Annotated in this window: 23 protein-coding genes and 1 other RNA gene; 13 read left to right on the forward strand and 11 right to left on the reverse strand. The window is 55.2% G+C overall.

All coding sequences use genetic code 11. The annotated features are described in order from the left end of the window. Positions 1-9 precede the first annotated feature (9 nt). On the reverse strand, positions 10-924 hold the full coding sequence (locus tag ABLV08_RS17710) for a LysR family transcriptional regulator (RefSeq protein ID WP_015705115.1): 915 nt from the start codon (positions 922-924) through the stop codon (positions 10-12). Positions 925-1,201: 277 nt separating this feature from the next. Between ABLV08_RS17710 and ABLV08_RS17715 the strand changes: the two genes are divergently transcribed. Together ABLV08_RS17715 and btuC are read left to right on the forward strand one after the other, a co-directional pair. After that, positions 1,202-2,635, forward strand: coding sequence for a gluconate:proton symporter (locus tag ABLV08_RS17715; protein WP_213708249.1), 1,434 nt, complete (start codon positions 1,202-1,204; stop codon positions 2,633-2,635). Positions 2,636-2,762: 127 nt separating this feature from the next. Further along, complete coding sequence (gene btuC / locus ABLV08_RS17720; protein ID WP_032711434.1) at positions 2,763-3,749, forward strand: vitamin B12 ABC transporter permease BtuC; 987 nt, start codon at positions 2,763-2,765, stop codon at positions 3,747-3,749. Positions 3,750-3,785: 36 nt separating this feature from the next. Here btuC and ABLV08_RS17725 read toward each other — a convergent pair whose 3' ends face one another. After that, on the reverse strand, positions 3,786-4,586 hold the full coding sequence (locus ABLV08_RS17725) for a MetQ/NlpA family lipoprotein (RefSeq protein WP_015367035.1): 801 nt from the start codon (positions 4,584-4,586) through the stop codon (positions 3,786-3,788). Positions 4,587-4,817: 231 nt separating this feature from the next. Between ABLV08_RS17725 and ABLV08_RS17730 the strand changes: the two genes are divergently transcribed. The 4 genes from ABLV08_RS17730 to selO all read left to right on the forward strand — a co-directional run bounded on the left by ABLV08_RS17730 (position 4,818) and on the right by selO (position 8,220). After that, a complete protein-coding gene (locus ABLV08_RS17730) occupies positions 4,818-5,369 on the forward strand; it encodes a glutathione peroxidase (RefSeq protein ID WP_032707807.1) in 552 nt (183 codons plus the stop codon). After that, positions 5,369-6,118, forward strand: a complete 750-nt coding sequence (btuD, locus tag ABLV08_RS17735) for a vitamin B12 ABC transporter ATP-binding protein BtuD (RefSeq protein ID WP_047056334.1) — start codon at positions 5,369-5,371, stop codon at positions 6,116-6,118. Before ABLV08_RS17730 ends, btuD begins: the two co-directional genes overlap by 1 nt. Positions 6,119-6,199: 81 nt before the next feature. Beyond that, complete coding sequence (locus ABLV08_RS17740) at positions 6,200-6,664, forward strand: NlpC/P60 family protein (RefSeq protein ID WP_015367031.1); 465 nt, start codon at positions 6,200-6,202, stop codon at positions 6,662-6,664. Between the two features lie 113 nt (positions 6,665-6,777). Next, entirely contained in the window at positions 6,778-8,220 is a 1,443-nt protein-coding gene (gene selO, locus ABLV08_RS17745) for a protein adenylyltransferase SelO (RefSeq protein ID WP_126028787.1), read from the forward strand. Positions 8,221-8,248: 28 nt separating this feature from the next. On the opposite strand, the gene hemP is transcribed toward selO, so the two are convergent. The 4 genes from hemP to ABLV08_RS17765 form a co-directional block, all read right to left on the reverse strand. Next, positions 8,249-8,428, reverse strand: coding sequence for a hemin uptake protein HemP (gene hemP / locus ABLV08_RS17750; protein ID WP_026612342.1), 180 nt, complete (start codon positions 8,426-8,428; stop codon positions 8,249-8,251). Positions 8,429-8,598: 170 nt separating this feature from the next. Next, positions 8,599-9,645, reverse strand: coding sequence for a 3-deoxy-7-phosphoheptulonate synthase (locus tag ABLV08_RS17755; protein WP_348856087.1), 1,047 nt, complete (start codon positions 9,643-9,645; stop codon positions 8,599-8,601). A gap of 154 nt (positions 9,646-9,799) precedes the next feature. After that, positions 9,800-10,633: a pyruvate, water dikinase regulatory protein gene (locus tag ABLV08_RS17760; protein ID WP_015367027.1), complete on the reverse strand. Its 834-nt coding sequence runs from the start codon at positions 10,631-10,633 to the stop codon at positions 9,800-9,802. A gap of 143 nt (positions 10,634-10,776) precedes the next feature. Then, the gene (locus ABLV08_RS17765; protein ID WP_072201375.1) at positions 10,777-10,887 is read right to left on the reverse strand and encodes a hypothetical protein; all 111 of its coding nucleotides are present in this window, start codon (positions 10,885-10,887) and stop codon (positions 10,777-10,779) included. Positions 10,888-10,963: 76 nt separating this feature from the next. Between ABLV08_RS17765 and ppsA the strand changes: the two genes are divergently transcribed. Then, positions 10,964-13,342 carry a phosphoenolpyruvate synthase gene (gene ppsA, locus ABLV08_RS17770; protein ID WP_015367026.1) on the forward strand — a complete coding sequence of 793 codons (2,379 nt, stop codon included), beginning with the start codon at positions 10,964-10,966 and terminating at the stop codon, positions 13,340-13,342. An 85-nt stretch (positions 13,343-13,427) separates the two neighbouring features. On the opposite strand, the gene rprA is transcribed toward ppsA, so the two are convergent. Together rprA and ydiK are read right to left on the reverse strand one after the other, a co-directional pair. Further along, an RNA gene (gene rprA, locus ABLV08_RS17775) (antisense sRNA RprA) lies at positions 13,428-13,535 on the reverse strand. A 170-nt stretch (positions 13,536-13,705) separates the two neighbouring features. Next, positions 13,706-14,830, reverse strand: a complete 1,125-nt coding sequence (ydiK, locus tag ABLV08_RS17780) for an AI-2E family transporter YdiK (RefSeq protein WP_015367025.1) — start codon at positions 14,828-14,830, stop codon at positions 13,706-13,708. A gap of 217 nt (positions 14,831-15,047) precedes the next feature. On the opposite strand from ydiK, the gene ABLV08_RS17785 reads away from it, so the two are divergent. Next, positions 15,048-18,104, forward strand: a complete 3,057-nt coding sequence (locus ABLV08_RS17785) for an FAD-binding and (Fe-S)-binding domain-containing protein (RefSeq protein WP_015367023.1) — start codon at positions 15,048-15,050, stop codon at positions 18,102-18,104. Then, positions 18,101-18,511, forward strand: coding sequence for a 1,4-dihydroxy-2-naphthoyl-CoA hydrolase (gene menI / locus ABLV08_RS17790; RefSeq protein WP_015367022.1), 411 nt, complete (start codon positions 18,101-18,103; stop codon positions 18,509-18,511). The genes ABLV08_RS17785 and menI overlap by 4 nt, the downstream gene beginning before the upstream one ends. A gap of 47 nt (positions 18,512-18,558) precedes the next feature. Here menI and ABLV08_RS17795 read toward each other — a convergent pair whose 3' ends face one another. Further along, positions 18,559-18,747, reverse strand: coding sequence for a YegP family protein (locus ABLV08_RS17795; protein ID WP_015705124.1), 189 nt, complete (start codon positions 18,745-18,747; stop codon positions 18,559-18,561). A 168-nt stretch (positions 18,748-18,915) separates the two neighbouring features. On the opposite strand from ABLV08_RS17795, the gene ABLV08_RS17800 reads away from it, so the two are divergent. Next, positions 18,916-19,164 carry a GlsB/YeaQ/YmgE family stress response membrane protein gene (locus tag ABLV08_RS17800; RefSeq protein ID WP_015367020.1) on the forward strand — a complete coding sequence of 83 codons (249 nt, stop codon included), beginning with the start codon at positions 18,916-18,918 and terminating at the stop codon, positions 19,162-19,164. A 496-nt stretch (positions 19,165-19,660) separates the two neighbouring features. On the opposite strand, the gene ABLV08_RS17805 is transcribed toward ABLV08_RS17800, so the two are convergent. Next, positions 19,661-20,260 carry a hypothetical protein gene (locus ABLV08_RS17805; RefSeq protein ID WP_032711440.1) on the reverse strand — a complete coding sequence of 200 codons (600 nt, stop codon included), beginning with the start codon at positions 20,258-20,260 and terminating at the stop codon, positions 19,661-19,663. Between the two features lie 178 nt (positions 20,261-20,438). Here ABLV08_RS17805 and ABLV08_RS17810 point away from each other — a divergent pair, with 178 nt between their 5' ends. Continuing rightward, a complete protein-coding gene (locus ABLV08_RS17810; RefSeq protein ID WP_348856089.1) occupies positions 20,439-21,236 on the forward strand; it encodes an MBL fold metallo-hydrolase in 798 nt (265 codons plus the stop codon). Between the two features lie 46 nt (positions 21,237-21,282). On the opposite strand, the gene ABLV08_RS17815 is transcribed toward ABLV08_RS17810, so the two are convergent. Then, positions 21,283-21,684 (reverse strand): hypothetical protein, encoded by a 402-nt coding sequence (locus ABLV08_RS17815; RefSeq protein WP_032707813.1) that lies wholly within the window; start codon positions 21,682-21,684, stop codon positions 21,283-21,285. 361 nt (positions 21,685-22,045) lie between these two features. On the opposite strand from ABLV08_RS17815, the gene sufA reads away from it, so the two are divergent. After that, positions 22,046-22,423 carry a Fe-S cluster assembly scaffold SufA gene (gene sufA, locus ABLV08_RS17820; RefSeq protein WP_015367014.1) on the forward strand — a complete coding sequence of 126 codons (378 nt, stop codon included), beginning with the start codon at positions 22,046-22,048 and terminating at the stop codon, positions 22,421-22,423. Between the two features lie 2 nt (positions 22,424-22,425). Then, positions 22,426-23,913 (forward strand): Fe-S cluster assembly protein SufB, encoded by a 1,488-nt coding sequence (sufB, locus tag ABLV08_RS17825; protein ID WP_015705129.1) that lies wholly within the window; start codon positions 22,426-22,428, stop codon positions 23,911-23,913. Positions 23,914-23,915 lie beyond the last annotated feature (2 nt).

A 23,915-nucleotide genomic window follows, 5' to 3' on the forward strand; every position in this document is an offset into this window, starting at 1 on the left:
TCAAAGCATTTACCCCAGCGGCGCAATTGACTTTTTATGGTCAGGGTATAACTGCAGGTTAATTTCTTTGAGCTGTTGACGCAGCTGTTTACACAGAAAATCGACAAATTTCTGTGTGATTGGGCTGAGCGAAACATCGGCGCGACGCAGCAGGCAAAGGTTGATTTTCATTGGCGGCGTAATCGGGTGAATCATCTCCGGCGACAGATTATGTCGCGCCGAAAAGATATCGGTGATGCTGCAGCCGATACCGCGCTTCACGAACTCGGTGGCCATGTAGTAGGTCTGTACATTAAGCCGGGTAGTGGAAAAATCACGGCGGGTGGCGATGGCGGCAGAGAGCGAATGTGGCCCCGGCGAGATCCAGCGCTGCTGATCGATCTCTTTGATGTCCACCGCGCCTTGTCGGTAGTCGCGGTCGATATAGACCAGCGGCACTTCGGCAATCAGGGTGGTGATGATCTCCCCCTGCTGGACCGGCTGCAGCGTCAGCGCTAAATCTATTTCGCGCAGATCCAATTTCTTGACCAGCGTCTCAGTATGCTCGGTGGTTAAGGTCATCACCAGATTACTGTTTTGTTGATAAAAATCGGTCACCAGCTCCGGCACCAGGCTTAATCCAAGGCTTGGTAAACAGCCTAAGGTGATCTTGGCGCGCGGATCGCGGGCCAGATTATCCGCCAGCAGGCGCAGGTTATCGAGATCCTGATAAATGCTCTGCGCTTTTTCAAAAAGTGTGAGCGCTTCGCTACTTGGCAGCAGCTTACCCCGTACCCGCTGAAACAGCTTAAAACCGAGCTTAAGCTCGGCGTTTTTTAATGCTTTGCTGGCGGCCGGCTGGGAGATATTCAGCGATTCCGCCGCACGTGAAAGAGAGCCGCAAGTCATCACGGCGTAGAAGATTTCCAGATGGCGCAGTTTCATGAACAGTTAACTCAGGGTTATAGCTTGCCGATAAAAAGTCATTTTCTACTAACACTAAATTAACATAAATTTAATCGCCAATCAGCGCTCCGGTTACATATTGTGCTGCTGGTACCGTCTTCAGGCGGTCTTTTACGTTCTCAGAACCATTCCCTTTGTACCCTACAAACCCTCAGGCCATGAAGCCAATAATGATAACGAGGGGGGATATTTTCTGAGCAGGCCCGAATACGCCAACCTGCAATCGCGGTCGGTTCTAATGGCTTTAAGGAGTTATATGAGTGACTCAACGCTCGCTGGCAATACGCTCGCCAGACGAAATATCACAAGAAAAAACGTTATTATTGGCCTGTTATTGGTGCTGTTTGTGTTGACCGCGTGGTGGTGCCATGGCCGCCCGAGCAGTGAACTCGGCCTGTTGGGCTTTACGCCTTTAGTGGCGTTAGCGGTGCTGTCGCTAGTCGGCGTCGATATTGTGTTGGCGGTGATTTCTTCAATTATTATCGCCATGATTATGACCTCCACCGGGTTGCCGGAAATGGGCACCATGTTGGCGAAATCCACCGGTTCATTTATCGCCACCGTCGGGCTGATTATTATGCTCGGCGCCGGGGTGGGCGAAGTCGCCACCCGTACCGGCGCCGCGGTTGAGTTAGTGAAATTTGTGGTTCACCGCATCGGCCTGTCCAGCCAGACCCGAGTGAAGTTTGGCATTGTGGTGTCCTCGATTTTAATCTGCGGCTCGCTGGGGACGATGGCTGGTGGTAACGCGATTATTGTCGCGGTGATCATCCCGGTGGCGGCAGCGGTACGCCTGACTCCGCCGACGGTGGCCGCGCTGATGATGACCGCCGGATCCGTGGGATTGTTTACCGGGCCGTTTACCCCCAGCACCGTGACTATCCTGAGCCTCGGCGGATTAAGCTATCCGGATTATCTGCTGTACGTGGGGCTGCCGATGAGTGCGGTGACGTTGCTGGCCGGCTGGGTGATGGCGGGGCGGATCCAGAAGATGACCGAAGGAAAACTGCGCTATGAAGTCGATCTCACGGAGAAGCCAACAGAAGCACTGAGCGCCGCGCAGCTGCGTCGGCGTAAGCTCAGCGCGTTGGCCTTCGCGGCAACGATTATCGTGATGGCGGTCATTGGCGTGGTGATCAAAGCCGGATTCAGCTTTGCGATTATCGTGATGCTGCTGGTGGCCTTGATTACCGGGCTGGTGGGCGGCCTGCGTCCGACGCAGATCCTGCAGGCGCTGTACCACGGTTGTGGCCGTCTGGTGTGGATGTTTATCCTCTACTGGCTGTATAACCCGATCCTGGAGCTGATGGATGGCCTTCATGCCTATCAGGGGCTGCTCGACTATACCCAGCCACTGCTGGAAGGTATTTCGCCTGCCTGGCTGTGCTTTTGCATCTTCGCTTTCAATATTATTGGCCACGTACCGGGGGCGGCGGTGGCGCAGATGACCTTCACCCACAAAATTTTCGGCCCGATGCTAATGGCCGCCGGCGTGCCGCCGCAGGGGACTACCGCGGTGTTACTGGCCTCTTCGCAGGTCGACTGGTTTGGCCCATTCCCCTCTTCGGATATGTTTGGTCAAATGGGGCTGGCGCAGTCTACCCACCTGAAATACATGCTGTATAACGGCTGGGCGATTGTGGTGGCGAATATCATTCTCTTCGCGTTACTGTTCCAGGTATTGGTGTAAATTCCATTCCCACGCTGGCGTCACGAGGAGCGCTGGCGCCAGCGTGGTGATGACTCTGAGTTTTTCCTTTTCTCCCCGCCATCGTCACCGTAAAATCAATCACCTCGCTCATTTGCCTCCGGGACTTATGCAGACCTTTGCCGATATTCAACAGCGCCATAACCGTCGTTGGCTAACCGCCTTAACGCTGATCCTGCTCGTCACATTGACTATTAGCCTGTGCGCCGGCGACCAATGGATCCCGCCGCAGGAGTGGTTTAGCGCCAAAGGCGAGCTGTTTATCTGGCAAATCCGTCTGCCCCGCACGCTGGCGGTGCTGTTAGTGGGGGCGGCGCTGGCGCTTTCCGGCGCGATCATGCAGGCGCTGTTTGAAAACCCGCTGGCGGAACCGGGACTGTTGGGCGTCTCTAACGGCGCGGGCGTTGGGCTGATTGCCGCCGTGCTGTTAGGCCACGGCGTGTTACCCATGTGGGCGCTGGGGCTGTGCGCCATTGCCGGCGCGCTGCTGATTACCTTTATTCTGCTCCGTTTCGCCCGGCGTCACCTGTCTACCAGCCGTCTGCTGCTGGCGGGCGTCGCGCTCGGTATTATTTGTAGCGCGTTGATGACCTGGGCGGTCTATTTCTCAACCTCTTTTGACCTGCGCCAGCTGATGTACTGGATGATGGGCGGTTTTGGCGGTGTCGACTGGCAGCAGCTGTGGCTGATGCTGGCGCTGCTACCGGTGCTGCTGTGGGGATGCTGGCAGTCGCAGCCGCTGAATTTATTGGCGTTGGGCGAAGTCTCGGCGCGTCAGCTCGGCCTGCCGCTGTGGCTATGGCGGAAATTACTGGTGGTGGCCACCGGCTGGCTGGTCGGCGTCAGCGTGGCGCTGGCGGGGGCGATTGGCTTTATTGGTCTGGTGATCCCGCATATTTTGCGCCTGTGCGGCCTGAGCGATCATCGGGTGCTGCTTCCCGCCTGCCTGTTAGCTGGCGCCAGCGCGCTGCTCGGCGCCGATATCATCGCCCGGCTGGCGTTATCGGCGGCGGAATTACCGATCGGCGTGGTGACGGCGACGCTGGGGGCGCCGGTGTTCATCTGGTTGCTGCTGCGTTCAGGGCGACGGGGGTAGGGAGACGCCGTCAGCATGGACGGCGTCGGGGGACGCTTACCAGCCTTTGATGGCATCGCCTTTATAGACTTCCTGCGCTTTATCGGCGACTTCCCTGGTCTGGAAAGCCTCTTTCAGCTCCTGAATTTTCTTGCTGTCTTTATTATCTTCGCGCGCCACAATCGCATTGACATAAGGTGAATCCGGGCCTTCCATAAACAGGCCATCGCGGGCGGCGGATAAACCGACCTGCGCCGAGAAATTAGTGTTGATGATGGCAAGCGTTACGTTCGGATCGTCGAGCGTACGGGTCAGCTGCGGAGTATCGACTTCAACAATCTTCAGGTGTTTCGGGTTATCAATGATATCCAGCGTAGTGGGCAGATAGCCTACGCCGTCTTTCAACTTGATTAATCCTTGCGCCTGTAACAGCAGCAGGCTGCGGCCAAGCGTGGTGGTTTCGTTAGAGATAGAGACGGTCGCGCCGTCAGGCAGTTCACTGATATTTTTGATTTTGCGCGAATAGGCGGCGATCGGGAAGACGAATGTTTTACCGACGATGGCGAATTTATAGCCGCGCTCTTTCGACTGCGCTTCGAGATAGGGCAGCGTCTGGAAAGCGTTAGCGTCGACATCCTTATTATTTAACGCTTCATTCGGCAGGACGTAATCATTGAAAGAGATAACCTCAACGTCGAGGTTATATTTATCTTTTGCTACCTGCTCTACGACTTTCCAGATAGCTTCATCCGGGCCGGTATTGATCGCGACTTTAACCTTATTGTTATCGTCCGGAGAGCAGGCGGATAACAGCGCCACCGATGTGGCGATTAACACCGAGCTTAACAACTTCTTCATCTCTAAAAACTCTCTTAAATTAACAAGTAACGAAACAATATTACATACTTTTCACACTGTACACTGATTTGTCCGTTGCTGATATTGAGAGGAATTCATGTTGCCGTCGACAAGCGCAGCGCTGTCACATCAAGCGACATTTGCCCGCGAATCAAAGTAGAATCAAGCGCGTTGAATCCGCTACAGTAGATAGGGATCTCCTTAACCTGCATTATTGACTGAGGGAAGGCTATGCAACACGACATTCTTAATACCGAAGTGACGACCATCGATGGCGAAAAAACCACCCTGGCGGCGTATGCCGGAAAGGTGCTGCTGATCGTCAACGTGGCCTCAAAATGCGGCCTCACGCCGCAGTATGAGCAACTGGAAGCGCTGCAAGAAGAGTTTGCCCCGCAGGGATTCAGCGTCCTTGGCTTCCCTTGTAATCAGTTTCTCGGCCAGGAGCCGGGCAGCGAAGAAGAGATTAAAACGTTCTGCAGCGTGACCTACGGCATCACCTTCCCGCTGTTCAGTAAAATTGACGTCAACGGCGAACATCGCGCGCCGCTGTATCAAAAATTGATTGCCGCCGCGCCGAAGGCCGTCGCGCCGGAAGGGAGCGGTTTCTATGAGCGGATGGCCAGTAAAGGCCGCGCGCCGCTGTACGTTGACGACATCCTGTGGAACTTTGAAAAATTCCTCGTTGGCCGCGATGGTCAGGTGATTCAGCGTTTCTCGCCGGATATGACGCCGGACGACCCGCAACTGCTGGCTGCGGTAAAAGGAGCGCTAGCGCAATAATGCCGTTTTTGATGCAGCTACAGGATGTAGCGGAAGCGGGGCGGTTGTCGCCGTTTACCGCTGACGTGCGGCCCGGTGAGATAATCCATCTCGTGGGGCCGAATGGCGCCGGAAAAAGTACCCTGCTGGCGCGCATGGCCGGGCTGACCAGCGGTCCCGGTTTGATTACGCTTAACCAGCGGGCGCTGGCTCAGTGGCCCGCAGCGGAGCTTGCCCGCCATCGCGCCTATCTGAGCCAGCAGCAGCTCCCGCCCTTCGCGATGCCGGTGTGGCACTATCTGTCGTTACATATGCAGGATAGCGCCCCGCAGGAGTTGCTCAACGAGATTGCCGGGCAACTGGGCTTAAGCGATAAGCTGGGGCGCCAGGTCAACCAGATCTCCGGCGGCGAGTGGCAGCGGGTGCGTCTGGCGGCGGTGATCCTGCAGATTCACCGCCGCGCGAATCCAGCCGGGCAACTGTTGTTATTGGATGAACCAATGAACAGCCTTGATGTGGCGCAGCAGGCGGCGCTGGATAACGTGCTGGCGTCGCTGTGCGCGCTGGGGATCGCTATCGTGATGAGCAGCCACGATCTCAACCATACATTGCGTCATGCGCAGAGGGCGTGGCTCATTTGTAAGGGGCAGATGATTGCCTGCGGGGAAACGTATGAGGTGTTAAGTGAAGAGAATTTGACCGCCGCTTATCATATCGCTTTCCAGCGGGTGGAAGTCGCGGGTCATCTTATGCTCGTGGCGTCACAGTAGCGGGTAAGGATCTTGCCTGTAAGCCGCTAAACAGGCTAAATTATTGCAATAACAGGACAGGGAACAGAGGAATCGTCTGAGATGCGTGTGTGGTTCATTCTTATTGCGGCGATGGTGCTGGCAGGCTGTAGCAGCCACCGCGCGCCGCCGCCGAATCCACGACTGGCTGATTCCATTACCGTGGTAGCCAATCTCAATGAGCAATTGCGCAACTGGCGCGGCGCGCCGTACCGCTATGGCGGCATGACGCCACGCGGCGTCGACTGCTCGGGCTTTGTGGTACGCACGTTCCGTGACAAATTCGCCATGCAGCTGCCGCGGGAAACTCGCGAGCAGGCGGAAATCGGCACCCGTATTGATAAAAGCGATCTGTTGCCCGGCGACCTGGTGTTTTTCAAAACCGGCTCCGGCGAAAGCGGCCTGCACGTCGGTATCTATGATACCGACAATCAATTTATTCACGCCTCCACCAGTCAGGGCGTAACCCGCTCGTCGCTGGACAACGTCTACTGGAATAAGAAATTCTGGCAGGCGAGGCGCATTTAACCCGCATCTGGCGAGAAAAGGGAGCGAGAGCTCCCTTTTTTAATTGCCATAACCCTGCAGTTCGCCCGTGTTAATCCCCTGTTGAAGGCACTACACTGGCGGCAGGAGGAACCATGACCCTGTCTTTTACTACTCACTGGCGCGATCGGCTGCCGGGTTTTTACACTTCACTGGCGCCCACGCCGCTGGATAACGCGCGTCTCATCTGGCGCAACACCGCTCTGGCGCAAACGCTGGGCGTCCCGGAGACGTTATTTAATCCGCAACATGGGGCGGGCGTCTGGGGAGGCGAAGCGGTGCTGCCAGGGATGTCGCCGCTGGCGCAGGTCTATAGCGGCCATCAATTTGGCGCCTGGGCCGGTCAGCTTGGCGACGGGCGCGGCATTTTGCTTGGCGAGCAGCAGTTGCCGGATGGTCAACGTTTTGACTGGCATCTTAAAGGCGCCGGTCTGACGCCCTATTCGCGAATGGGCGATGGCCGGGCGGTACTGCGCTCGACTATCCGCGAAAGCCTTGCCAGCGAAGCAATGCATGCGCTGGGGATCCCAACCACCCGCGCGCTGGCGATGGTGACCAGCGACACGCCGGTTTACCGCGAACGCGAAGAACGCGGCACCATGCTGATGCGCATCGCCGAAAGCCACGTCCGCTTCGGCCATTTCGAACATTTTTACTATCGTCGCGAAGCGGAAAAAGTGCAGCAGCTGGCAGATTATGTGATTGAACACCACTGGCCGCAGCTGCAGCAGGAGGCGGATAAGTATATTCTTTGGTTCCGTGACGTTGTCACGCGTACCGCGGAAATGATCGCCAGCTGGCAGACTGTTGGCTTTGCCCACGGGGTGATGAATACCGATAATATGTCGATTCTTGGCCTGACCATGGATTATGGTCCGTATGGCTTCCTCGATGATTTCCAGCCCGGTTTTATCTGTAACCACTCTGATTACCAGGGGCGCTACAGCTTTGATAACCAACCGGCGGTAGGGTTGTGGAACCTGCAGCGTCTGGCCCAGTCGCTCTCGCCGTTCATCAGCGCCGACGCGCTGAACGCGGCGCTGGATGACTATCAGCCTGCCTTGTTGACCACCTACGGCCGCCGTATGCGCGACAAACTCGGCTTCTATACTCAGCAAACCGGTGATAACACTCTGCTTGATGGACTGTTCAGTCTGATGGAACGTGAAGGGAGTGACTACACTCGTACCTTCCGGATGCTGAGCCAAAGCGAGCAGCACAGCGCGGCATCGCCGCTGCGCGATGAGTTTATCGACCGCGCGGCCTTTGATAGCTGGTTTGCCGACTACCGGGCGCGGCTGCGCGATGAACAGATCGACGATAGCGAACGCCAGTTGCGGATGCAGGGCGTCAACCCGGCGGTGGTGCTACGCAACTGGCTGGCGCAGCGGGCGATAGAAAAAGCCGAAGATGGCGACATGGGCGAGCTGGAACGTCTGCATGAAGCCCTTGCGCAGCCGTTTGCCGATCGTACAGATGATTATGCCAGCCGCCCGCCTGACTGGGGTAAACATCTGGAAGTGAGCTGCTCCAGCTAACCGTAAAGCCTCGCCATCGCGCGGGGTTTTATTTGGTCAAAATTAGCTTACCGGCGTGGGTCTGGCGCAACAGATAGCGCTGGCCGTCATGTTCGATCACCACGCGACCTTCCGCACCCAACAGCGTCCGGCTGCTGATTTGGCGATCGCTGGCAAGGGGATAGGGAGCATTGTCTTTCGTTTTCTCAGCTGTGGCAGTGTTGTCCATACGCGTCATAGCACCAAAATAAAAATAAAAGCAACAATGATAATCATTATCAGTAATGTTAATTTTCACGGCAAGCCTTTTTTGTTGTTGCTTACCATTTCAGGTAGTTATTGCGCAGAGGATGAACGGCGAGCGGTGAAATCCCGCCGCGAGCGCGGCGGGGGGAGGGATTACAACCGTGTAGCGGTGGCTGCAGCCAGTTCAGCGAGCATTTTTTCGCTATCTTCCCAGCTCAGGCACGGGTCGGTAATCGACTGGCCCCAGATCAGCGGCTGACCGGGGATCACTTTTTGCGTCCCTTCGGCGAGGAAGCTCTCCGCCATGATCCCGGCAATGGCGGTGGATCCATCGCGGATCTGCTGGCAGATATTGGCGCACACTTCCAGCTGACGGCGATGCTGCTTCTGACAATTGCCGTGGCTGAAGTCGACGACCAGTTGCTCAGGGAGATCGAATTCCCGTAGCGCTTCACCGGCGGCGGCGATATCCGTTGCATGATAATTCGGCCGTTTACCGCCGCGCATAATGATATGGCCGTACGGGTTACCGCTGGTCTGGTAGATGGTCATCTGGCCCTGTTTATCCGGCGACAGGAACATATGGCTGGCGCGCGAGGCGCGTATCGCGTCGACCGCGATACGGGTGTTGCCGTCGGTTCCGTTTTTAAAACCAACCGGGCAGGAGAGCGCCGAGGCCATCTCGCGGTGGATTTGGCTTTCGGTGGTGCGCGCGCCGATGGCGCCCCAGCTAATCAGATCGGCGATAAACTGCCCGGTCACCATATCCAGGAATTCGGTGGCGGTTGGGATACCCAGCTCGTTGATCTGCAGCAGCAGACGACGCGCCAGTTCGATACCGTGATTGACCCGGTAGCTGCCGTTGAGATCGGGGTCGGAAATAAGACCTTTCCAGCCCACGACGGTGCGCGGTTTTTCGAAATAGGTGCGCATGACAATTTCCAGCTGCGGCTGGTAACGTTCGCGCATGCCCTGCAGGCGGCGCCCATATTCCAGCGCCGCTTCAGGGTCGTGAATGGAGCAGGGGCCGATAATTACCAGCAGGCGGCGGTCTTCGCCGTTGAGGATTTTTTCAATCCGCCGGCGGGAGGCGGAGACGTGGGCGGCAACCTCGGCCGTCACGGGATGGCGCTGCGCCAGTTCCGCGGGCGTTACCAGGCTTTCAATGCGCGCGGTACGCAATTCGTCTGTTTTATTCATTGGGGTCTCAAAAATCTGTTTCTTCCGCGGCGAAAATGCCGGGAAGTGATGCGCATCACGATAAACCAATCCCTGCTTATTGCAAGAGCAGGGCATGATCCTGTATAGGCCACGAGCGATAGCATAAACAAATTTTCAATAATGTACTAGTGTGTTAGTACATTCTGCGATTCAGCCCCATGATATCCATGATTTTGGTGGCAATTTCCTCTACCGAATAGTTGGTACTGTTGAGGCAGGGGATTTTGTTTTTGCGGTACAACGCTTCGACTTCGGTCACTTCCATGCGGCACTGGCGCAACGAGGCGTAGCGGCTATTTTCCCGGCGCTCTTCGCGGATTGCCGCCAGTCGCTCCGGGTTAATCGTCAGGCCGAACATCTTGTGCTGCAGCGGCTTTAACGAGGCCGGGAGAACCAGATTGTCCATATCGTCGGCGATAAAAGGGTAGTTAGCGGCGCGAATACCGTATTGCATGGCCAGATACAGGCTGGTCGGCGTTTTGCCGCAGCGCGAAACGCCGAGCAGGATCACCTGCGCCTGATCGAGATTGCGCAGCGAGATGCCATCATCGTGGGCAAGCGTGTAATCGATGGCGGCGATACGCGCATCGTATTTAATCAGGTTACCGGGATTCAGGCCGTGGGTGCGGTGAGCCACCGGCGTGGGATCCAGATGTAACTCTTGTTGCAGCGGGGCTACCAGCGCCTGCACGATATCCTGACAAAACCCCTCGCTTTGCAAAATAATGTCGCGAATTTCGGGGATAACGATGGAATAGAAGACCAGCGGCCGGATGCCGGTTTGTTGAAAAATGGCATCGATTTGCTCTTTAACCGCCCGGGCGCGACTGACGTTTTCGACGAACGGCAGGGTTACGCTACTGATAGCCACCGGGAATTGCGACATTACCGCATGGCCTAAAACTTCCGCCGTAATAGCGGTACCGTCAGAAATATAAAATACGTGGCGATCTACAGCACTGTCCATTTTGACCATCCGGTATAATTATCTAAAAGCAGAGTAAATTTAAGCACAGAGCTTTAACCTTTGTCTCACTTAAAAAAATGAAACGCTATTTTTGTTTTTAATGAAATGGCAGGTCCAGTTTCTGATTTTGCCCATTATTTGTATCAAATATCAATAGATTTCATTTTAATCATAGAGTTAGACAATTCTGGAAAACAATCCGAAAAACAGAAAATTAATTTGCTTGAACGATTCACCGTTTTTTTCAGCGGCATAAATATGTCAGGATGAATACCGTAGTCGATCGTGTGTTTTCTATAATTTGTATTAAATCACAAAAGGATTGTCTCGATGTCCAACAATGGCTCGTCACCGCTGGTGCTTTGGTATAACCAACTCGGCATGAATGATGTAGACAGAGTTGGGGGCAAAAATGCCTCCCTTGGTGAAATGATTACTAACCTGTCCGGTATGGGTGTCTCCGTACCAAACGGGTTCGCCACCACCGCTGATGCTTTCGATCAGTTCCTGGACCAAAGCGGTGTTAACCAGCGCATTTATGCACTGCTGGATGAAACCGACATTGACGACGTTTCCGCATTAGCGAAAGCGGGCGCGCAGATCCGTCAGTGGATCATCGACACCCCCTTCCAGAGCGAACTGGAAAACGCGATTCGCGAAGCTTATGACCTGCTGTCCGCCGATGACGCCGAGGCCTCGTTTGCCGTGCGCTCTTCCGCGACGGCGGAAGATATGCCGGATGCTTCCTTCGCCGGTCAGCAAGAGACATTCCTCAACGTGCAGGGCTTTGACGCCGTGCTCGTTGCCGTGAAGCACGTATTCGCTTCACTGTTTAACGATCGCGCGATCTCCTATCGCGTGCATCAGGGTTACGATCACCGCGGCGTGGCGCTATCTGCCGGGGTGCAGAGGATGGTGCGCTCCGACCTGGCCTCCTCCGGCGTGATGTTCTCCATCGATACCGAGTCCGGTTTCGACCAGGTGGTGTTTATCACCTCGGCGTGGGGGCTCGGCGAGATGGTGGTGCAGGGCGCGGTGAACCCCGACGAATTTTACGTCCATAAACCGACCCTGGCGGCTAATCGCCCGGCTATCGTGCGCCGTACCATGGGGTCGAAAAAAATTCGCATGGTATACGCGCCGACTCAGGAACACGGCAAGCAGGTGCGCATCGAAGATGTGCCGCAGGCGCAGCGCGATGTTTTCTCGTTAACCAACGAGGAAGTGGAAGAGCTGGCGAAGCAGGCGGTGCAGATCGAGAAGCACTACGGTCGTCCGATGGATATCGAGTGGGCGAAAGATGGCCATACCGGTAAGCTGTTTATCGTCCAGGCGCGCCCGGAAACCGTCCGTTCGCGCGGTCAGGTGATGGAGCGTTATACGCTGCATGCCCAGGGGCAGATCATTGCCGAAGGGCGAGCCATCGGCCACCGTATCGGCGCCGGCCCGGTCAAGGTTATCCACGATATCAGTGAGATGAACCGTATCGAACCTGGCGACGTGCTGGTCACCGACATGACCGACCCGGATTGGGAACCGATCATGAAGAAAGCCTCGGCGATCGTCACCAACCGCGGCGGGCGTACCTGCCACGCGGCGATTATCGCCCGTGAGCTGGGCATCCCGGCGGTGGTCGGCTGCGGCGATGCGACCGATCGCATCCAGGAAAACCAGAACGTCACCGTTTCCTGCGCTGAAGGCGACACCGGCTACGTCTACGCGGAGCTACTGGACTTCAGCGTGAAGAGCTCAAGCGTTGGCGAGATGCCGAATCTGCCGCTGAAGGTGATGATGAACGTCGGCAACCCGGATCGCGCCTTTGACTTCGCCTGCCTGCCGAATGAAGGCGTGGGCCTGGCGCGTCTGGAATTCATCATCAACCGCATGATTGGCGTTCACCCGCGCGCGCTGCTGGAATTTGACGACCAGGAGCCGGGCCTGCAGAACGAAATCCGCGAGCTGATGAAAGGCTACGACTCACCGAGAGAGTTCTACGTTGGCCGCCTGACCGAAGGGATCGCTACCCTTGGCGCCGCCTTCTACCCGAAACGGGTGATCGTGCGTTTGTCCGACTTCAAATCTAACGAGTATGCCAACCTGGTGGGCGGCGAGCGTTACGAGCCGGAAGAAGAGAACCCGATGCTCGGATTCCGCGGCGCCGGACGCTACGTTTCAGAAAGCTTCCGCGATTGCTTCGCGCTGGAGTGTGAAGCGATGAAACGCGTGCGTAACGACATGGGCCTGACCAACGTGGAAGTGATGGTGCCATTCGTACGTACCGTGGCGCAGGCGAAAGCGGTGGTTGAAGAGCTGGAACGTCAGGGACTGAAGCGCGGCGAGAACGGGCTGAAGATCATCATGATGTGCGAAATCCCGTCGAACGCGCTGCTGGCGGAGCAGTTCCTCGAGTACTTCGATGGCTTCTCGATTGGCTCGAACGACATGACGCAGCTGGCGCTGGGCCTCGATCGCGACTCCGGCGTCGTGTCTGAGCTGTTTGATGAACGCAACGACGCAGTGAAAGCGCTGCTGTCGATGGCCATCCGCGCGGCGAAAAAACAGGGCAAATACGTGGGCATCTGCGGCCAGGGGCCGTCCGACCACGAAGACTTTGCCGCCTGGCTGATGGAAGAGGGGATCGATAGCCTGTCCCTGAACCCGGATACCGTGGTGCAAACCTGGTTAGGTCTGGCTGAACTGAATAAATAAGTTCAACGCGGATAGCCCAATCCCTGGCAGAGATGCCGGGGATTTTTTTTGCCTTCAGCAACGTTTCGCGATGGTTGGTTTTGACGTAAAAAAAAGCCCATCGTGGGAGATGGGCAAAGACTACACACAGCAATTCGTTGTTTCACTCAGGGGATTTCCATGCTTATAAATCAATATCTTGATCTATAACCGTGGGCTAATAGTAGGCATCAGGGCTGTTGGCGTCGATCGGATTCTTCTCAATAGTTAAATCAGTGTGAAGAATATGAGAGGTAAATATCGAGCTGGAACATGAATATGCCGGAAGTGGCGGGGGATTGATAAATTTAGCTTAAGTTTAAGGCGGGTTTCCCCGCCTTTCGGTTACTTTTCGCTTTTGTTATGGCTGGCATTAAGCTCGGCGAGCTCCGCCAGAACCAGATCCGGGTCCAGCGGCGGTGGCGGCACTTCCTGCACCCAGGCGTCGTAAAGACGCCAGGAGACGGCCAGCAGCACCGGACCGATAAACAGGCCAATCATCCCGAAGGCGATCAGGCCGCCGATAACGCCGGAGAGGATCAGAATCATCGGCAGGTCGGCGCCCATGCGAATCAATACCGGGCGAATCACGTTATCCATCGTACCCACCACGCAGCTCCACACCAGCAGCACCGTGCCCCAGGTCGTATCGCCGGTCCAGTATAGCCAGATAATTGAAGGGACCAGCACGATAAGCGGCCCCAGCTGTACCAGACAGGTGAAAATCATCACCACGGTCAACAGCGCGGCGTAAGGCACGCCGCTTATCGCCAGCCCGATACCGCCGAGCACCGCCTGAGCCAGCGCGGTGACAACCACGCCCAGCGCTACGGCGCGTACCGCCTGTCCGGCGAGGACCACCGCAGCATCGCCACGCTTTGAGGCCAGACGGGTCGCGAAGTAGCGGAAACCATAGGCGACGCGCTCGCCGCGCCAGTAAAGCAGGGCGCTGAACAACAGCATCAGTCCGCAGTAAACCAGAAGTTTACCAATGTGCGCCGCCTGGCCGACAAACCAGGTGGTGGTGGCGCCAATATAAGGGCGAACCTTAGCCATAATCGCCGCGCCGCCCATCTCCAGCAGGCTATGCCAGGCGGAATAGAGTTTATCGCCGATCAGCGGAATCGAGTTCAGCCAGGCGAAATCCGGCAGCGTTACCTGGCCGGTGCTGACGATTTTGATCAGCGGGGCGCTATTATCGACCAGGCTATTCACCAGTAAGGCGATAGGAATAACGAACAGTAAAAACAGCAGCAGCGTCATCACCAGCACCGCCAGCGAGCGCTTGCCAAACAGCAGCTTTTGCAGACGCAGCAGCACCGGCCAGGTGGCGATGACCACGGTACCGGCCCAGGCAAAAGAGAGAATAAATGGTTGCACAACCCACAGGCAGGAAATAATTATCAGGGACAAAAACAGCACCGACAGCAGAATTTGCGGTATGTCCCGGGGCTGATGTTGGTTAATCATAGAGAAAATTTACCTTTCCAGTCGCGTCTCAATGCTGACGCAGCGTAATTCCATGTACAGATAATAATATCAATAATTTCGCGCGCCTGATTTTGCCCGTAAATCTCGTGGGCGGATATGAAAAAAATGTGATAAAAAGTTGAGTGCGCCACGCAAACGTTTAATTGCGCATTATTACATCTTCTAAACACAACATATTCAGGCAGGGTCAAGCGTCATGATCCCACAGATTTCTCAAGCGCCGGGCGTCGTTCAGCTGGTGCTGAATTTTTTGCAGGTACTGGAGCAACAAGGTTTCACCGGCGATACCGCCACCAGCTATGCCGACCGGCTCACCATGGCGACCGATAACAGCGTCTATCAGCTGTTGCCGGACGCCATTCTGTTTCCCCGTTCCACCGCAGACGTCGCTTTACTGGCGCGGCTGGCGGCGGAGCCACGCTTTAAATCGCTGATTTTTACCCCACGCGGCGGTGGTACCGGCACCAATGGTCAAGCGCTGAACGCGGGGATTATCGTCGATATGTCGCGCTATATGAACCGTATTATCGAAATCAACCCCGAAGAGGGATGGGTGCGGGTCGAAGCCGGGGTAATCAAAGACCAGCTTAACCAGTTTCTTAAGCCCTACGGCTATTTCTTTGCCCCTGAACTGTCGACCAGTAACCGCGCGACGCTCGGCGGTATGATCAATACCGATGCCTCCGGACAGGGGTCATTGGTCTACGGTAAAACCTCCGATCATGTGCTTGGGGTGCGATCGGTTCTCATGGGCGGCGATATCCTTGATACCTTACCCATTCCCGCCGCGCTGGCGGAAACGCTGGGGCGCGAGCAGTCAGCGATTGGCCGCATCTACCGTACCGTCTATCAGCGCTGCAAAGCGCAGCGTCAGCTGATCATCGATAAATTCCCAAAACTGAACCGCTTCCTGACCGGCTACGATCTGCGTCACGTGTTCAATGATGAGATGAGCGAGTTCGACCTGACGCGCATTCTGACCGGCTCCGAAGGCACGCTGGCATTTATCACCGAAGCGCGGCTCGATATTACGCGTCTGCCGAAGGTACGCCGGTTGGTCAACGTCAAGTATGACTCTTTTGATTCGGCGCTGCGTAACGCCCCCTTCATGGTTGAAGCAAAGGCGCTGTCGGTGGAGACCGTCGATTCGAAGGTCCTTAATCTGGCGCGCGAAGATATCGTCTGGCACTCGGTGAGCGAACTGATCGCCGATGTGCCGGAAAAAGAGATGCTGGGGCTCAATATTGTTGAGTTTGCCGGTGATGATGCTGAATTAATAGACGGCCAGGTAACCACCCTGTGTCAGCGTCTTGATGAGCTGATGGCGCAGGGCGCCGCCGGGGTGATTGGCTGGCAGGTCTGTCATGAACTCGATGGCGTCGAGCGCATCTATGCCATGCGTAAAAAGGCGGTAGGTCTACTGGGCAATGCTAAAGGCGCCGCTAAACCGATTCCTTTTGCAGAAGATACCTGCGTGCCACCGGAGCATCTGGCGGATTACATCACCGAGTTTCGTGCTTTACTCGACGGACATGGTCTGAGCTACGGCATGTTTGGACACGTCGACGCCGGCGTGCTGCACGTTCGTCCGGCGTTGGACATGTGCGATCCGCAGCAGGAGGTGCTGATGAAGCAGATCTCCGACGAGGTGGTGGCGTTGACGGCCAAATATGGCGGTCTGCTGTGGGGCGAACACGGTAAAGGTTTCCGCGCCGAGTACAGTCCGGCCTTCTTTGGCGAGGAGTTATATAGCGAACTGCGTAAAGTGAAAGCCGCTTTTGATCCGGATAACCGATTGAATCCGGGGAAAATTTGCCCGCCCGAAGGCGTTGACGCGCCGATGATGAAAGTCGATGCGGTGAAACGCGGCACCTACGATCGCCAAATTCCCATCGCCGTGCGTAGCGCCTGGCGCGGCGCGATGGAGTGTAACGGCAACGGTCTGTGCTTTAACTTCGATGTAAAAAGCCCGATGTGTCCGTCAATGAAGGTCAGCAATCAGCGCATCCATTCGCCGAAAGGCCGCGCGACGCTGGTGCGCGAATGGTTACGCCTGCTGGCCGACCGCGGGATAGACCCGAACAAACTGGAGCAAGAACTCCCGGAGAAAGGTGTAAGCCTGCGCGCCCTGATCGAGCGTACCCGCAACAGCTGGCATGCGCGTAAAGGCGAATATGATTTCTCACATGAAGTGAAAGAGGCCATGTCCGGCTGTCTGGCCTGTAAGGCCTGTTCAACCCAGTGTCCGATTAAGATTGACGTGCCGGAATTCCGTTCCCGCTTCCTGCAGCTTTATCACAGCCGCTACCTGCGTCCGGTACGCGACCATCTGGTTGCGACGGTCGAGTCCTACGCGCCGCTGATGGCCCAGGCGCCAAAAACATTCAACTTCTTTATCAATCAGCCGTGGATGCGCAAGCTGTCGGAAAAACATATCGGTATGGTCGATCTACCGTTGCTCTCCGTGCCGTCGCTCAAGCAGCAGCTGGCAGGCCATCGTTCCGCCAATACCACGCTTGAGGATCTGGAGGCGATGAGCGTCGAACAGCGTGCGAAGAAGGTGCTGGTGGTACAGGATCCGTTTACCAGCTATTACGAAGCGCAGGTGGTGGCTGACTTTGTCCGCCTGATTGAAAAAATTGGCTATCAGCCGGTGCTGTTGCCGTTCTCGCCGAACGGTAAAGCGCAGCATATCAAGGGGTTCCTGACGCGCTTTGCGCGTACCGCGCAGAAAACCGCTGATTTTCTCAACCGCGTAGCGCGGCTGGATATACCGATGGTTGGCGTCGACCCCGCGCTGGTGCTCTGCTATCGCGATGAATATAACCAGACGCTGGGCGAGAAACGCGGCGATTTTCGCGTGATGCTGGCGCATGAGTGGCTGACCCAGGCGATAGCGCCATCGGCCGGCCAGGACAATAGCGGCGAACCCTGGTATCTGTTTGGCCACTGTACGGAAGTGACGGCGCTACCGGCCGCGCCCAAACAGTGGGCGGAAATATTTGCCCGTTTTGGGGCGAAAATGGAGTACATCAGTACGGGTTGCTGCGGTATGGCCGGTACCTATGGTCATGAAGTGAAAAACCATGCCAACTCGCTGGCGATTTACGCGCTTTCCTGGCAGCAGGCGATGGCGCGTTTACCGCGCAGCCGCTGTCTGGCTACCGGTTATTCCTGCCGCAGTCAGGTGAAGCGTATCGAAGGCAGCGGAGTGCGTCACCCGCTGCAGGCTCTGCTGGAGATTATCGGATGATTTGGAAACGTCAGGCTTCGCTAGCGCAGCTTAACGCGATGGGCGAGGGGAACATGGTTGGCCTGCTGGATATTCACTTTGTGGCCATCAGCGATAACGCCATTGAAGCGACGATGCCGGTGGATCACCGCACACATCAGCCATTTGGCCTGCTCCACGGCGGCGCATCGGTGGTTCTTGCTGAAACGCTGGGTTCGGTCGCGGGCTATCTGTGTACCGAAGGGGAACAGAAAGTGGTCGGCCTGGAAGTGAATGCCAACCATATTCGTTCGGTACGCAGCGGGCGGGTGCGTGGGGTTTGTACCGCGCTACATGTGGGGTCGCGCCATCAGGTGTGGCAAATCGATATCTCCGATGAGCAGGGGCGTTTGTGCTGCTCATCACGACTGACCACCGCCGTGGTGTAGCGGTCGGCAGAATAATTTAAGGGGATGCACTTGCATCCCCTTCTTGTTTATTGCGTTTCGTCCTTAATGACCTCGCTGACACCGTTTTTCTGTACCGAGGCGATGCCCTTTTTGGCCGCATCTTTCGATGAGTACATCTCACTGGTGGCGATGGTCTCATGGTTGTCCGCCTTCAGCAGAAAATACCACGGCTGTGGGACGCTCTTATCAGACTTTTTCAGTACGTAATACCCCATTCTTCACCCCTTTCGTTATTAACGAGCACTGAATAATCTGTAGACCAGGGCTAGCGAAACGGCAAGCAATCATCTAATAAATATATATTTGTTAAATCATTCGTTGTAATTATGCTACTATTTTAATTACGAAATACTTTCACGGTAACAAAGAGGATGGAGTTAACCATGGGTATCATTTCCTGGATCATTTTTGGTCTGATCGCTGGTATTTTGGCTAAGTGGATTATGCCGGGCAAAGACGGCGGTGGGTTTATTGTCACCGTGATCCTCGGTATTATCGGTGCGGTAGTCGGTGGCTGGATCAGTACGTTATTCGGCTTTGGCAAGGTTGACGGTTTTAACTTCGGCAGCTTTGTTGTGGCGGTGATTGGCGCAATCGTTGTGCTGTTTATCTACCGTAAAGTGAAGAGTTAATACGCCGAGCGCATATTCACTCTGAAACAGTAAACCGCCGTTCACCACGGCGGTTTTTTTATGCCCGCGACAGACGCTCGTAAACAAAAAAAAGCCCGCTGGATACCCGCGGGCGAACCCTTTTTGGCAAATTTTTTCGGCTGCCTCCTGACAAAGGGCGTAAACTCCGTTTTGCAGGATGGTAAGGCGCAGCCTGACTCCTTCCCGGCTGGAGAAGCAGCGAGGTAATTTTATGTTTAATTCCGGGGTTACATAAGCTGACAAAAACAGTAGGGGGAGGGTTACTCCAGCAACACGCTCATCACCAGCAGCACTACCATGCACATCGACATAATACTGATATCAATCATCCTGTACGACACTCGCTCCCGTAAACCATAATCCGACTTTGCATCGGTAAACATTTACAAACGACGCGAATTGTACATGAGTAAACGCTGCCTAAACCAACCCTGTTTTTAAGAATTAACCGATCGCATCACAAAATTGAATCGTTCTATTCGTCGCCAGCTGCGCCGATTGGCGCTTTGGCGAAAATCTGTAGCCGGGCTTCGGAATTGTAAAATGGAATCAGCAGAAAAGCTAAACCCGCGCCACCGGTTGCATACTGCACTGCCAGATCGGCGCTGTGGGTGATAAATATTTGATGTCCCCCCCAACTACAACCCACGCTCATATCCGGAGTACAGTTTTTCCATTTGCTAAGTAACTCGCCACTTTTCGTCAGATATAAATACTTCGTGTCCGAACCCGATGGCGGCGTCGCGGATTCGGCTAACAAGGCGAACGTTTGAGTACTTACTACTTTCCCTTGCTCGTCTAACGATGAAGCCTGCAGCGTGGCGGTGGGGAAATTGAAACGTAATTCAATGGCTGCGGCATTTTTATCACTGACGTAAAAAACCTGCGTTAAATTATCCGCACCCCAATATTTTCCGCCGCTGGGTTGCAGCGGTTTGATCTTAAATCGATATACGTTCTGCGTGCGTATATCCTGGCGCTGGGAGTACTCGGCATTGTATTGCGCGCTTTGCGGCGCGTTAACCGAGCAGCCGGTAAGTAACCCCATTAATAGTAGTGCTGTAAATTTGCGCATCCTTTTCCCCGGCGATCGTTCATCTACTGGTGCCGGTTGATTATGCCCGTTATGACAAACGATAAAAAACACAGAACGCTACCAAAGCAGGTAGGTTTTTGCGCTCTGCACAATCTGCCACACCGCTAAAATAAGCTGTGCCATGCTTGTTATCGGATGCTGGAATAGAGAGAAAGAGATGACGATTACGCTATGCAAAGCTTGTGGTACCTCATATGAATTTAGCGAAAACCCTCCGCAACATTGCCCGATATGCGAAGACGAACGGCAATTTGTTCCGGTGGGCGGCCAGCAGTGGATTGCATTAAATAAGCTCACCGCATCGCACAGCAATAAGTGGCAACAGCATAACAGCGCGCTTTTTAGCATTCGCACTATTCCTGGCTTTGCCATTAATCAGCGGGCATTTCTGCTGCGTACGCCGCAGGGCAATATTCTATGGGACTGCATCGCCAACCTCGACGAGGCGACAAAAACGCTGGTTTCCGCGCTGGGTGGGCTGAAAGCCATCGCTATCTCACATCCGCATTACTACAGTTGTATGCAGGATTGGGCGGCGGAGTTCAAGGCGCCAATCTATTTGCATGGGGATGACCGCCAGTGGGTCATGCGAGACAGCCCGTGGATTACCTTTTGGGAGGGCGATAGCCTGCAACTGACGGCCGATGCCAGTCTGATTCGCCTGGGTGGGCATTTTGCTGGTGGCTGCGTCCTGCACTGGGCGCAGGGCGACGGCCTCCTATTATCCGGCGATATTGTCCAGGTGGCGCCCGGAGCAAACGCCGTTTCTTTCATGTGGAGCTATCCCAATATGCTACCGCTGCCGGCATCAACGGTCACGGATATCATTCATCGGCTGGCGGACGTGAAATTCAGCCAAATCTACGGCGCGTTTGAGGGGCGGGAGATTCTGAATAACGCCGGGGAGATCGTCCGTCGCAGCGGGGAAAAGTATGTTGCTTGTTTGCGAAAGTAAGATGGGAGTTCGACAACGCCAGCTGCTATCCGTTGTCTCAGGTATTTCAATCCGTAAACGTCAGCCTGATTGAATTTTCAGTCGCAGCAATATAGGCGCTTTTATCGGTGCCTTGCAAAGACCAGCGGGTGCCGAATACCGGATCTTTTTCCTGGCGATAACCTAAAGCGCGTAGGTATTCAGACAAGATGTTTTCGTCCGTATCCCTGGCGTATTCAATCTCGTCTATCTGGGGGGAGGCGCCATCAGCAGCCCTGAAGTGAATCGGCGTGCTGTCATTGATGAGGGGGGCATGTTTAACTTCGCTCGGTGCAATCAGATAGAAGGTGAGCCAGTCCGCGCGCGAGTAATCGGCGCTAGCCGCCATGGCAATCGACGCGGTTTTATATATCCCGCACAACACGACAGCCAAAACCGCGAGCGAACTAAATTTGGTGACCTTCGTCATTAGAGTTCCTTTATGAACGACCTGCTTATCCTGTGATTTTCTGCGGTAGATTAACCCCCTTCATATCCCCAACACTGACGAAAAGTGCCATTTCCGGTCTCTATCGCATAAATCGGTATTTTCGATACATCTTTTCCATTGCCGCTTCGCCTGTGCTCTTATTCTCAATAACTTATTATTTATCAATCTATTAAATATAAGAATTGCTTCCTGATAACCCCTTCACCAGGGTCTATGCTTATAGAAAAGCGCAGAAACGGGCGAAATGGCCGAATACCCCTGCTCCGGCAGGGTTGAAGTGATAATCATTATCACTAACATGAGGGTATGGCCCGATGGCGGCACTCGATGAGGTAGAGCGATGGAACTACAAACAAACACCTTTAATCCTGACGATTTCAACTGGCAGGGGCTAACGATGACCCCCGCTGCGGCGGCCCATATTCGCGATCTGATGCACAAACAGCCGGACAAACAGGGACTGCGCCTGGGGATTAAAACCAGCGGCTGCGCCGGTTTTGGCTACGTGCTGGAAATGATTGCCGAGCCGGCGGACGACGATCTGCTGTTTGAACGCGACGGTGCCAAGCTGTTTGCGCCGCTGCAGGCGATGCCGTTCATTGACGGTACCGAACTGGATTATGTTCGCGAAGGCTTAAATGAAATATTCAAGTTTCATAACCCGAAAGCGCAGCACGAATGCGGCTGCGGCGAAAGCTTCGGGGTTCAGGCGGAGTAACTATGTCTCGAAATACTGAAGCAACTGACGATGTCAAAAGCTGGACCGGCGGCCCGCTCAACTATAAAGAAGGCTTTTTTACCCAGCTACAAACCGATGAGCTGGCCAAAGGCATTAATGAAGAGGTGGTACGCGCGATTTCCGCTCGTCGTAATGAACCGGAGTGGATGCTCGAATTTCGTCTCAACGCCTTTAAGGCCTGGCAGGAGATGGAGGAGCCGCACTGGCTGAAAGCGCACTACGATAAGCTTAATTATCAGGATTACAGCTACTACTCGGCGCCATCCTGCGGCAACTGCGACGAGACCTGCGCCTCGGAGCCCGGCGCGGTGCAACAGACCGGGGCAAACACCTTCCTGACAAATGAAGTCGAGGAAGCTTTTAACCTGCTCGGGGTACCGGTACGCGAAGGCAAAGAAGTGGCGGTGGACGCCATTTTCGACTCGGTATCGGTGGCAACCACCTATCGTGAGAAGCTGGCGGAGCAGGGGATCATCTTCTGCTCCTTTGGCGAAGCGATTCACGATCATCCGGAACTGGTGAAAAAGTATCTCGGTACCGTAGTGCCGGGCAACGACAACTTCTTCGCTGCGCTGAACGCCGCGGTCGCTTCCGATGGCACCTTTATCTACGTGCCGAAAGGCGTGCGCTGTCCGATGGAGCTGTCGACCTATTTCCGCATCAACGCCGAGAAAACCGGCCAGTTTGAACGTACGATTCTGGTCGCCGACGAGGGTAGCTACGTGAGCTATATCGAAGGCTGCTCGGCGCCGGTCCGCGACAGCTACCAGCTGCATGCGGCGGTGGTTGAAGTCATCATTCATAAAGATGCGGAAGTGAAGTACTCCACCGTGCAGAACTGGTTCCCCGGCGACAACAATACCGGCGGCATACTTAACTTCGTCACCAAGCGCGCGCTGTGCGAAGGCGAAAACAGCAAGATGTCGTGGACCCAGTCGGAAACCGGTTCGGCTATAACATGGAAATACCCGAGCTGCATTCTGCGCGGCGATAACTCGATCGGCGAATTCTTCTCGGTGGCGCTGACCAGCGGCCATCAGCAGGCGGATACCGGGACCAAAATGATTCATATCGGCAAGAACACCCGTTCGACCATCATCTCGAAAGGGATCTCCGCCGGCCACAGCCAGAATAGCTATCGCGGGCTGGTCAAAATTATGCCGACCGCGACGAACGCCCGGAACTTCACCCAGTGCGATTCGATGCTGATCGGCCCGGACTGCGGGGCGCATACCTTCCCGTACGTCGAATGCCGCAATAACAGCGCCCAGCTGGAACACGAAGCTACCACCTCGCGGATTGGTGAAGACCAGCTGTTTTACTGCCTGCAGCGGGGTATTAGCGAAGATGATGCGATCTCAATGATCGTCAATGGATTCTGTAAAGACGTGTTCTCAGAATTGCCGCTGGAGTTCGCCGTCGAAGCGCAAAAATTGCTGGCTATTAGCCTTGAACATAGCGTCGGCTGATA

The sequence above is a fragment of the Klebsiella sp. CN_Kp088 genome (assembly GCF_040064335.1).
Taxonomy (GTDB): Bacteria; Pseudomonadota; Gammaproteobacteria; order Enterobacterales; family Enterobacteriaceae; genus Klebsiella; species Klebsiella aerogenes.

What these genes read in the sequence shown, in the direction of transcription:
- ABLV08_RS17710 (WP_015705115.1), bottom strand. Translation starts at nt 924, where the DNA reads ATGAAACTGCGCCATCTGGAAATCTTCTACGCCGTGATGACTTGCGGC.
- ABLV08_RS17715 (WP_213708249.1), top strand. Translation starts at nt 1,202, where the DNA reads ATGAGTGACTCAACGCTCGCTGGCAATACGCTCGCCAGACGAAATATC.
- ABLV08_RS17815 (WP_032707813.1), bottom strand. Translation starts at nt 21,684, where the DNA reads ATGACGAAGGTCACCAAATTTAGTTCGCTCGCGGTTTTGGCTGTCGTG.
- selO (WP_126028787.1), top strand. Translation starts at nt 6,778, where the DNA reads ATGACCCTGTCTTTTACTACTCACTGGCGCGATCGGCTGCCGGGTTTT.
- ppsA (WP_015367026.1), top strand. Translation starts at nt 10,964, where the DNA reads ATGTCCAACAATGGCTCGTCACCGCTGGTGCTTTGGTATAACCAACTC.
- ABLV08_RS17805 (WP_032711440.1), bottom strand. Translation starts at nt 20,260, where the DNA reads ATGCGCAAATTTACAGCACTACTATTAATGGGGTTACTTACCGGCTGC.
- ABLV08_RS17795 (WP_015705124.1), bottom strand. Translation starts at nt 18,747, where the DNA reads ATGGGGTATTACGTACTGAAAAAGTCTGATAAGAGCGTCCCACAGCCG.
- ABLV08_RS17810 (WP_348856089.1), top strand. Translation starts at nt 20,439, where the DNA reads ATGACGATTACGCTATGCAAAGCTTGTGGTACCTCATATGAATTTAGC.
- ABLV08_RS17760 (WP_015367027.1), bottom strand. Translation starts at nt 10,633, where the DNA reads ATGGACAGTGCTGTAGATCGCCACGTATTTTATATTTCTGACGGTACC.
- ABLV08_RS17740 (WP_015367031.1), top strand. Translation starts at nt 6,200, where the DNA reads ATGCGTGTGTGGTTCATTCTTATTGCGGCGATGGTGCTGGCAGGCTGT.
- hemP (WP_026612342.1), bottom strand. Translation starts at nt 8,428, where the DNA reads ATGGACAACACTGCCACAGCTGAGAAAACGAAAGACAATGCTCCCTAT.
- sufB (WP_015705129.1), top strand. Translation starts at nt 22,426, where the DNA reads ATGTCTCGAAATACTGAAGCAACTGACGATGTCAAAAGCTGGACCGGC.
- sufA (WP_015367014.1), top strand. Translation starts at nt 22,046, where the DNA reads ATGGAACTACAAACAAACACCTTTAATCCTGACGATTTCAACTGGCAG.
- btuC (WP_032711434.1), top strand. Translation starts at nt 2,763, where the DNA reads ATGCAGACCTTTGCCGATATTCAACAGCGCCATAACCGTCGTTGGCTA.
- menI (WP_015367022.1), top strand. Translation starts at nt 18,101, where the DNA reads ATGATTTGGAAACGTCAGGCTTCGCTAGCGCAGCTTAACGCGATGGGC.
- ABLV08_RS17755 (WP_348856087.1), bottom strand. Translation starts at nt 9,645, where the DNA reads ATGAATAAAACAGACGAATTGCGTACCGCGCGCATTGAAAGCCTGGTA.
- ABLV08_RS17725 (WP_015367035.1), bottom strand. Translation starts at nt 4,586, where the DNA reads ATGAAGAAGTTGTTAAGCTCGGTGTTAATCGCCACATCGGTGGCGCTG.
- ABLV08_RS17800 (WP_015367020.1), top strand. Translation starts at nt 18,916, where the DNA reads ATGGGTATCATTTCCTGGATCATTTTTGGTCTGATCGCTGGTATTTTG.
- ABLV08_RS17765 (WP_072201375.1), bottom strand. Translation starts at nt 10,887, where the DNA reads ATGCCGCTGAAAAAAACGGTGAATCGTTCAAGCAAATTAATTTTCTGT.
- btuD (WP_047056334.1), top strand. Translation starts at nt 5,369, where the DNA reads ATGCCGTTTTTGATGCAGCTACAGGATGTAGCGGAAGCGGGGCGGTTG.
- ABLV08_RS17730 (WP_032707807.1), top strand. Translation starts at nt 4,818, where the DNA reads ATGCAACACGACATTCTTAATACCGAAGTGACGACCATCGATGGCGAA.
- ABLV08_RS17785 (WP_015367023.1), top strand. Translation starts at nt 15,048, where the DNA reads ATGATCCCACAGATTTCTCAAGCGCCGGGCGTCGTTCAGCTGGTGCTG.
- ydiK (WP_015367025.1), bottom strand. Translation starts at nt 14,830, where the DNA reads ATGATTAACCAACATCAGCCCCGGGACATACCGCAAATTCTGCTGTCG.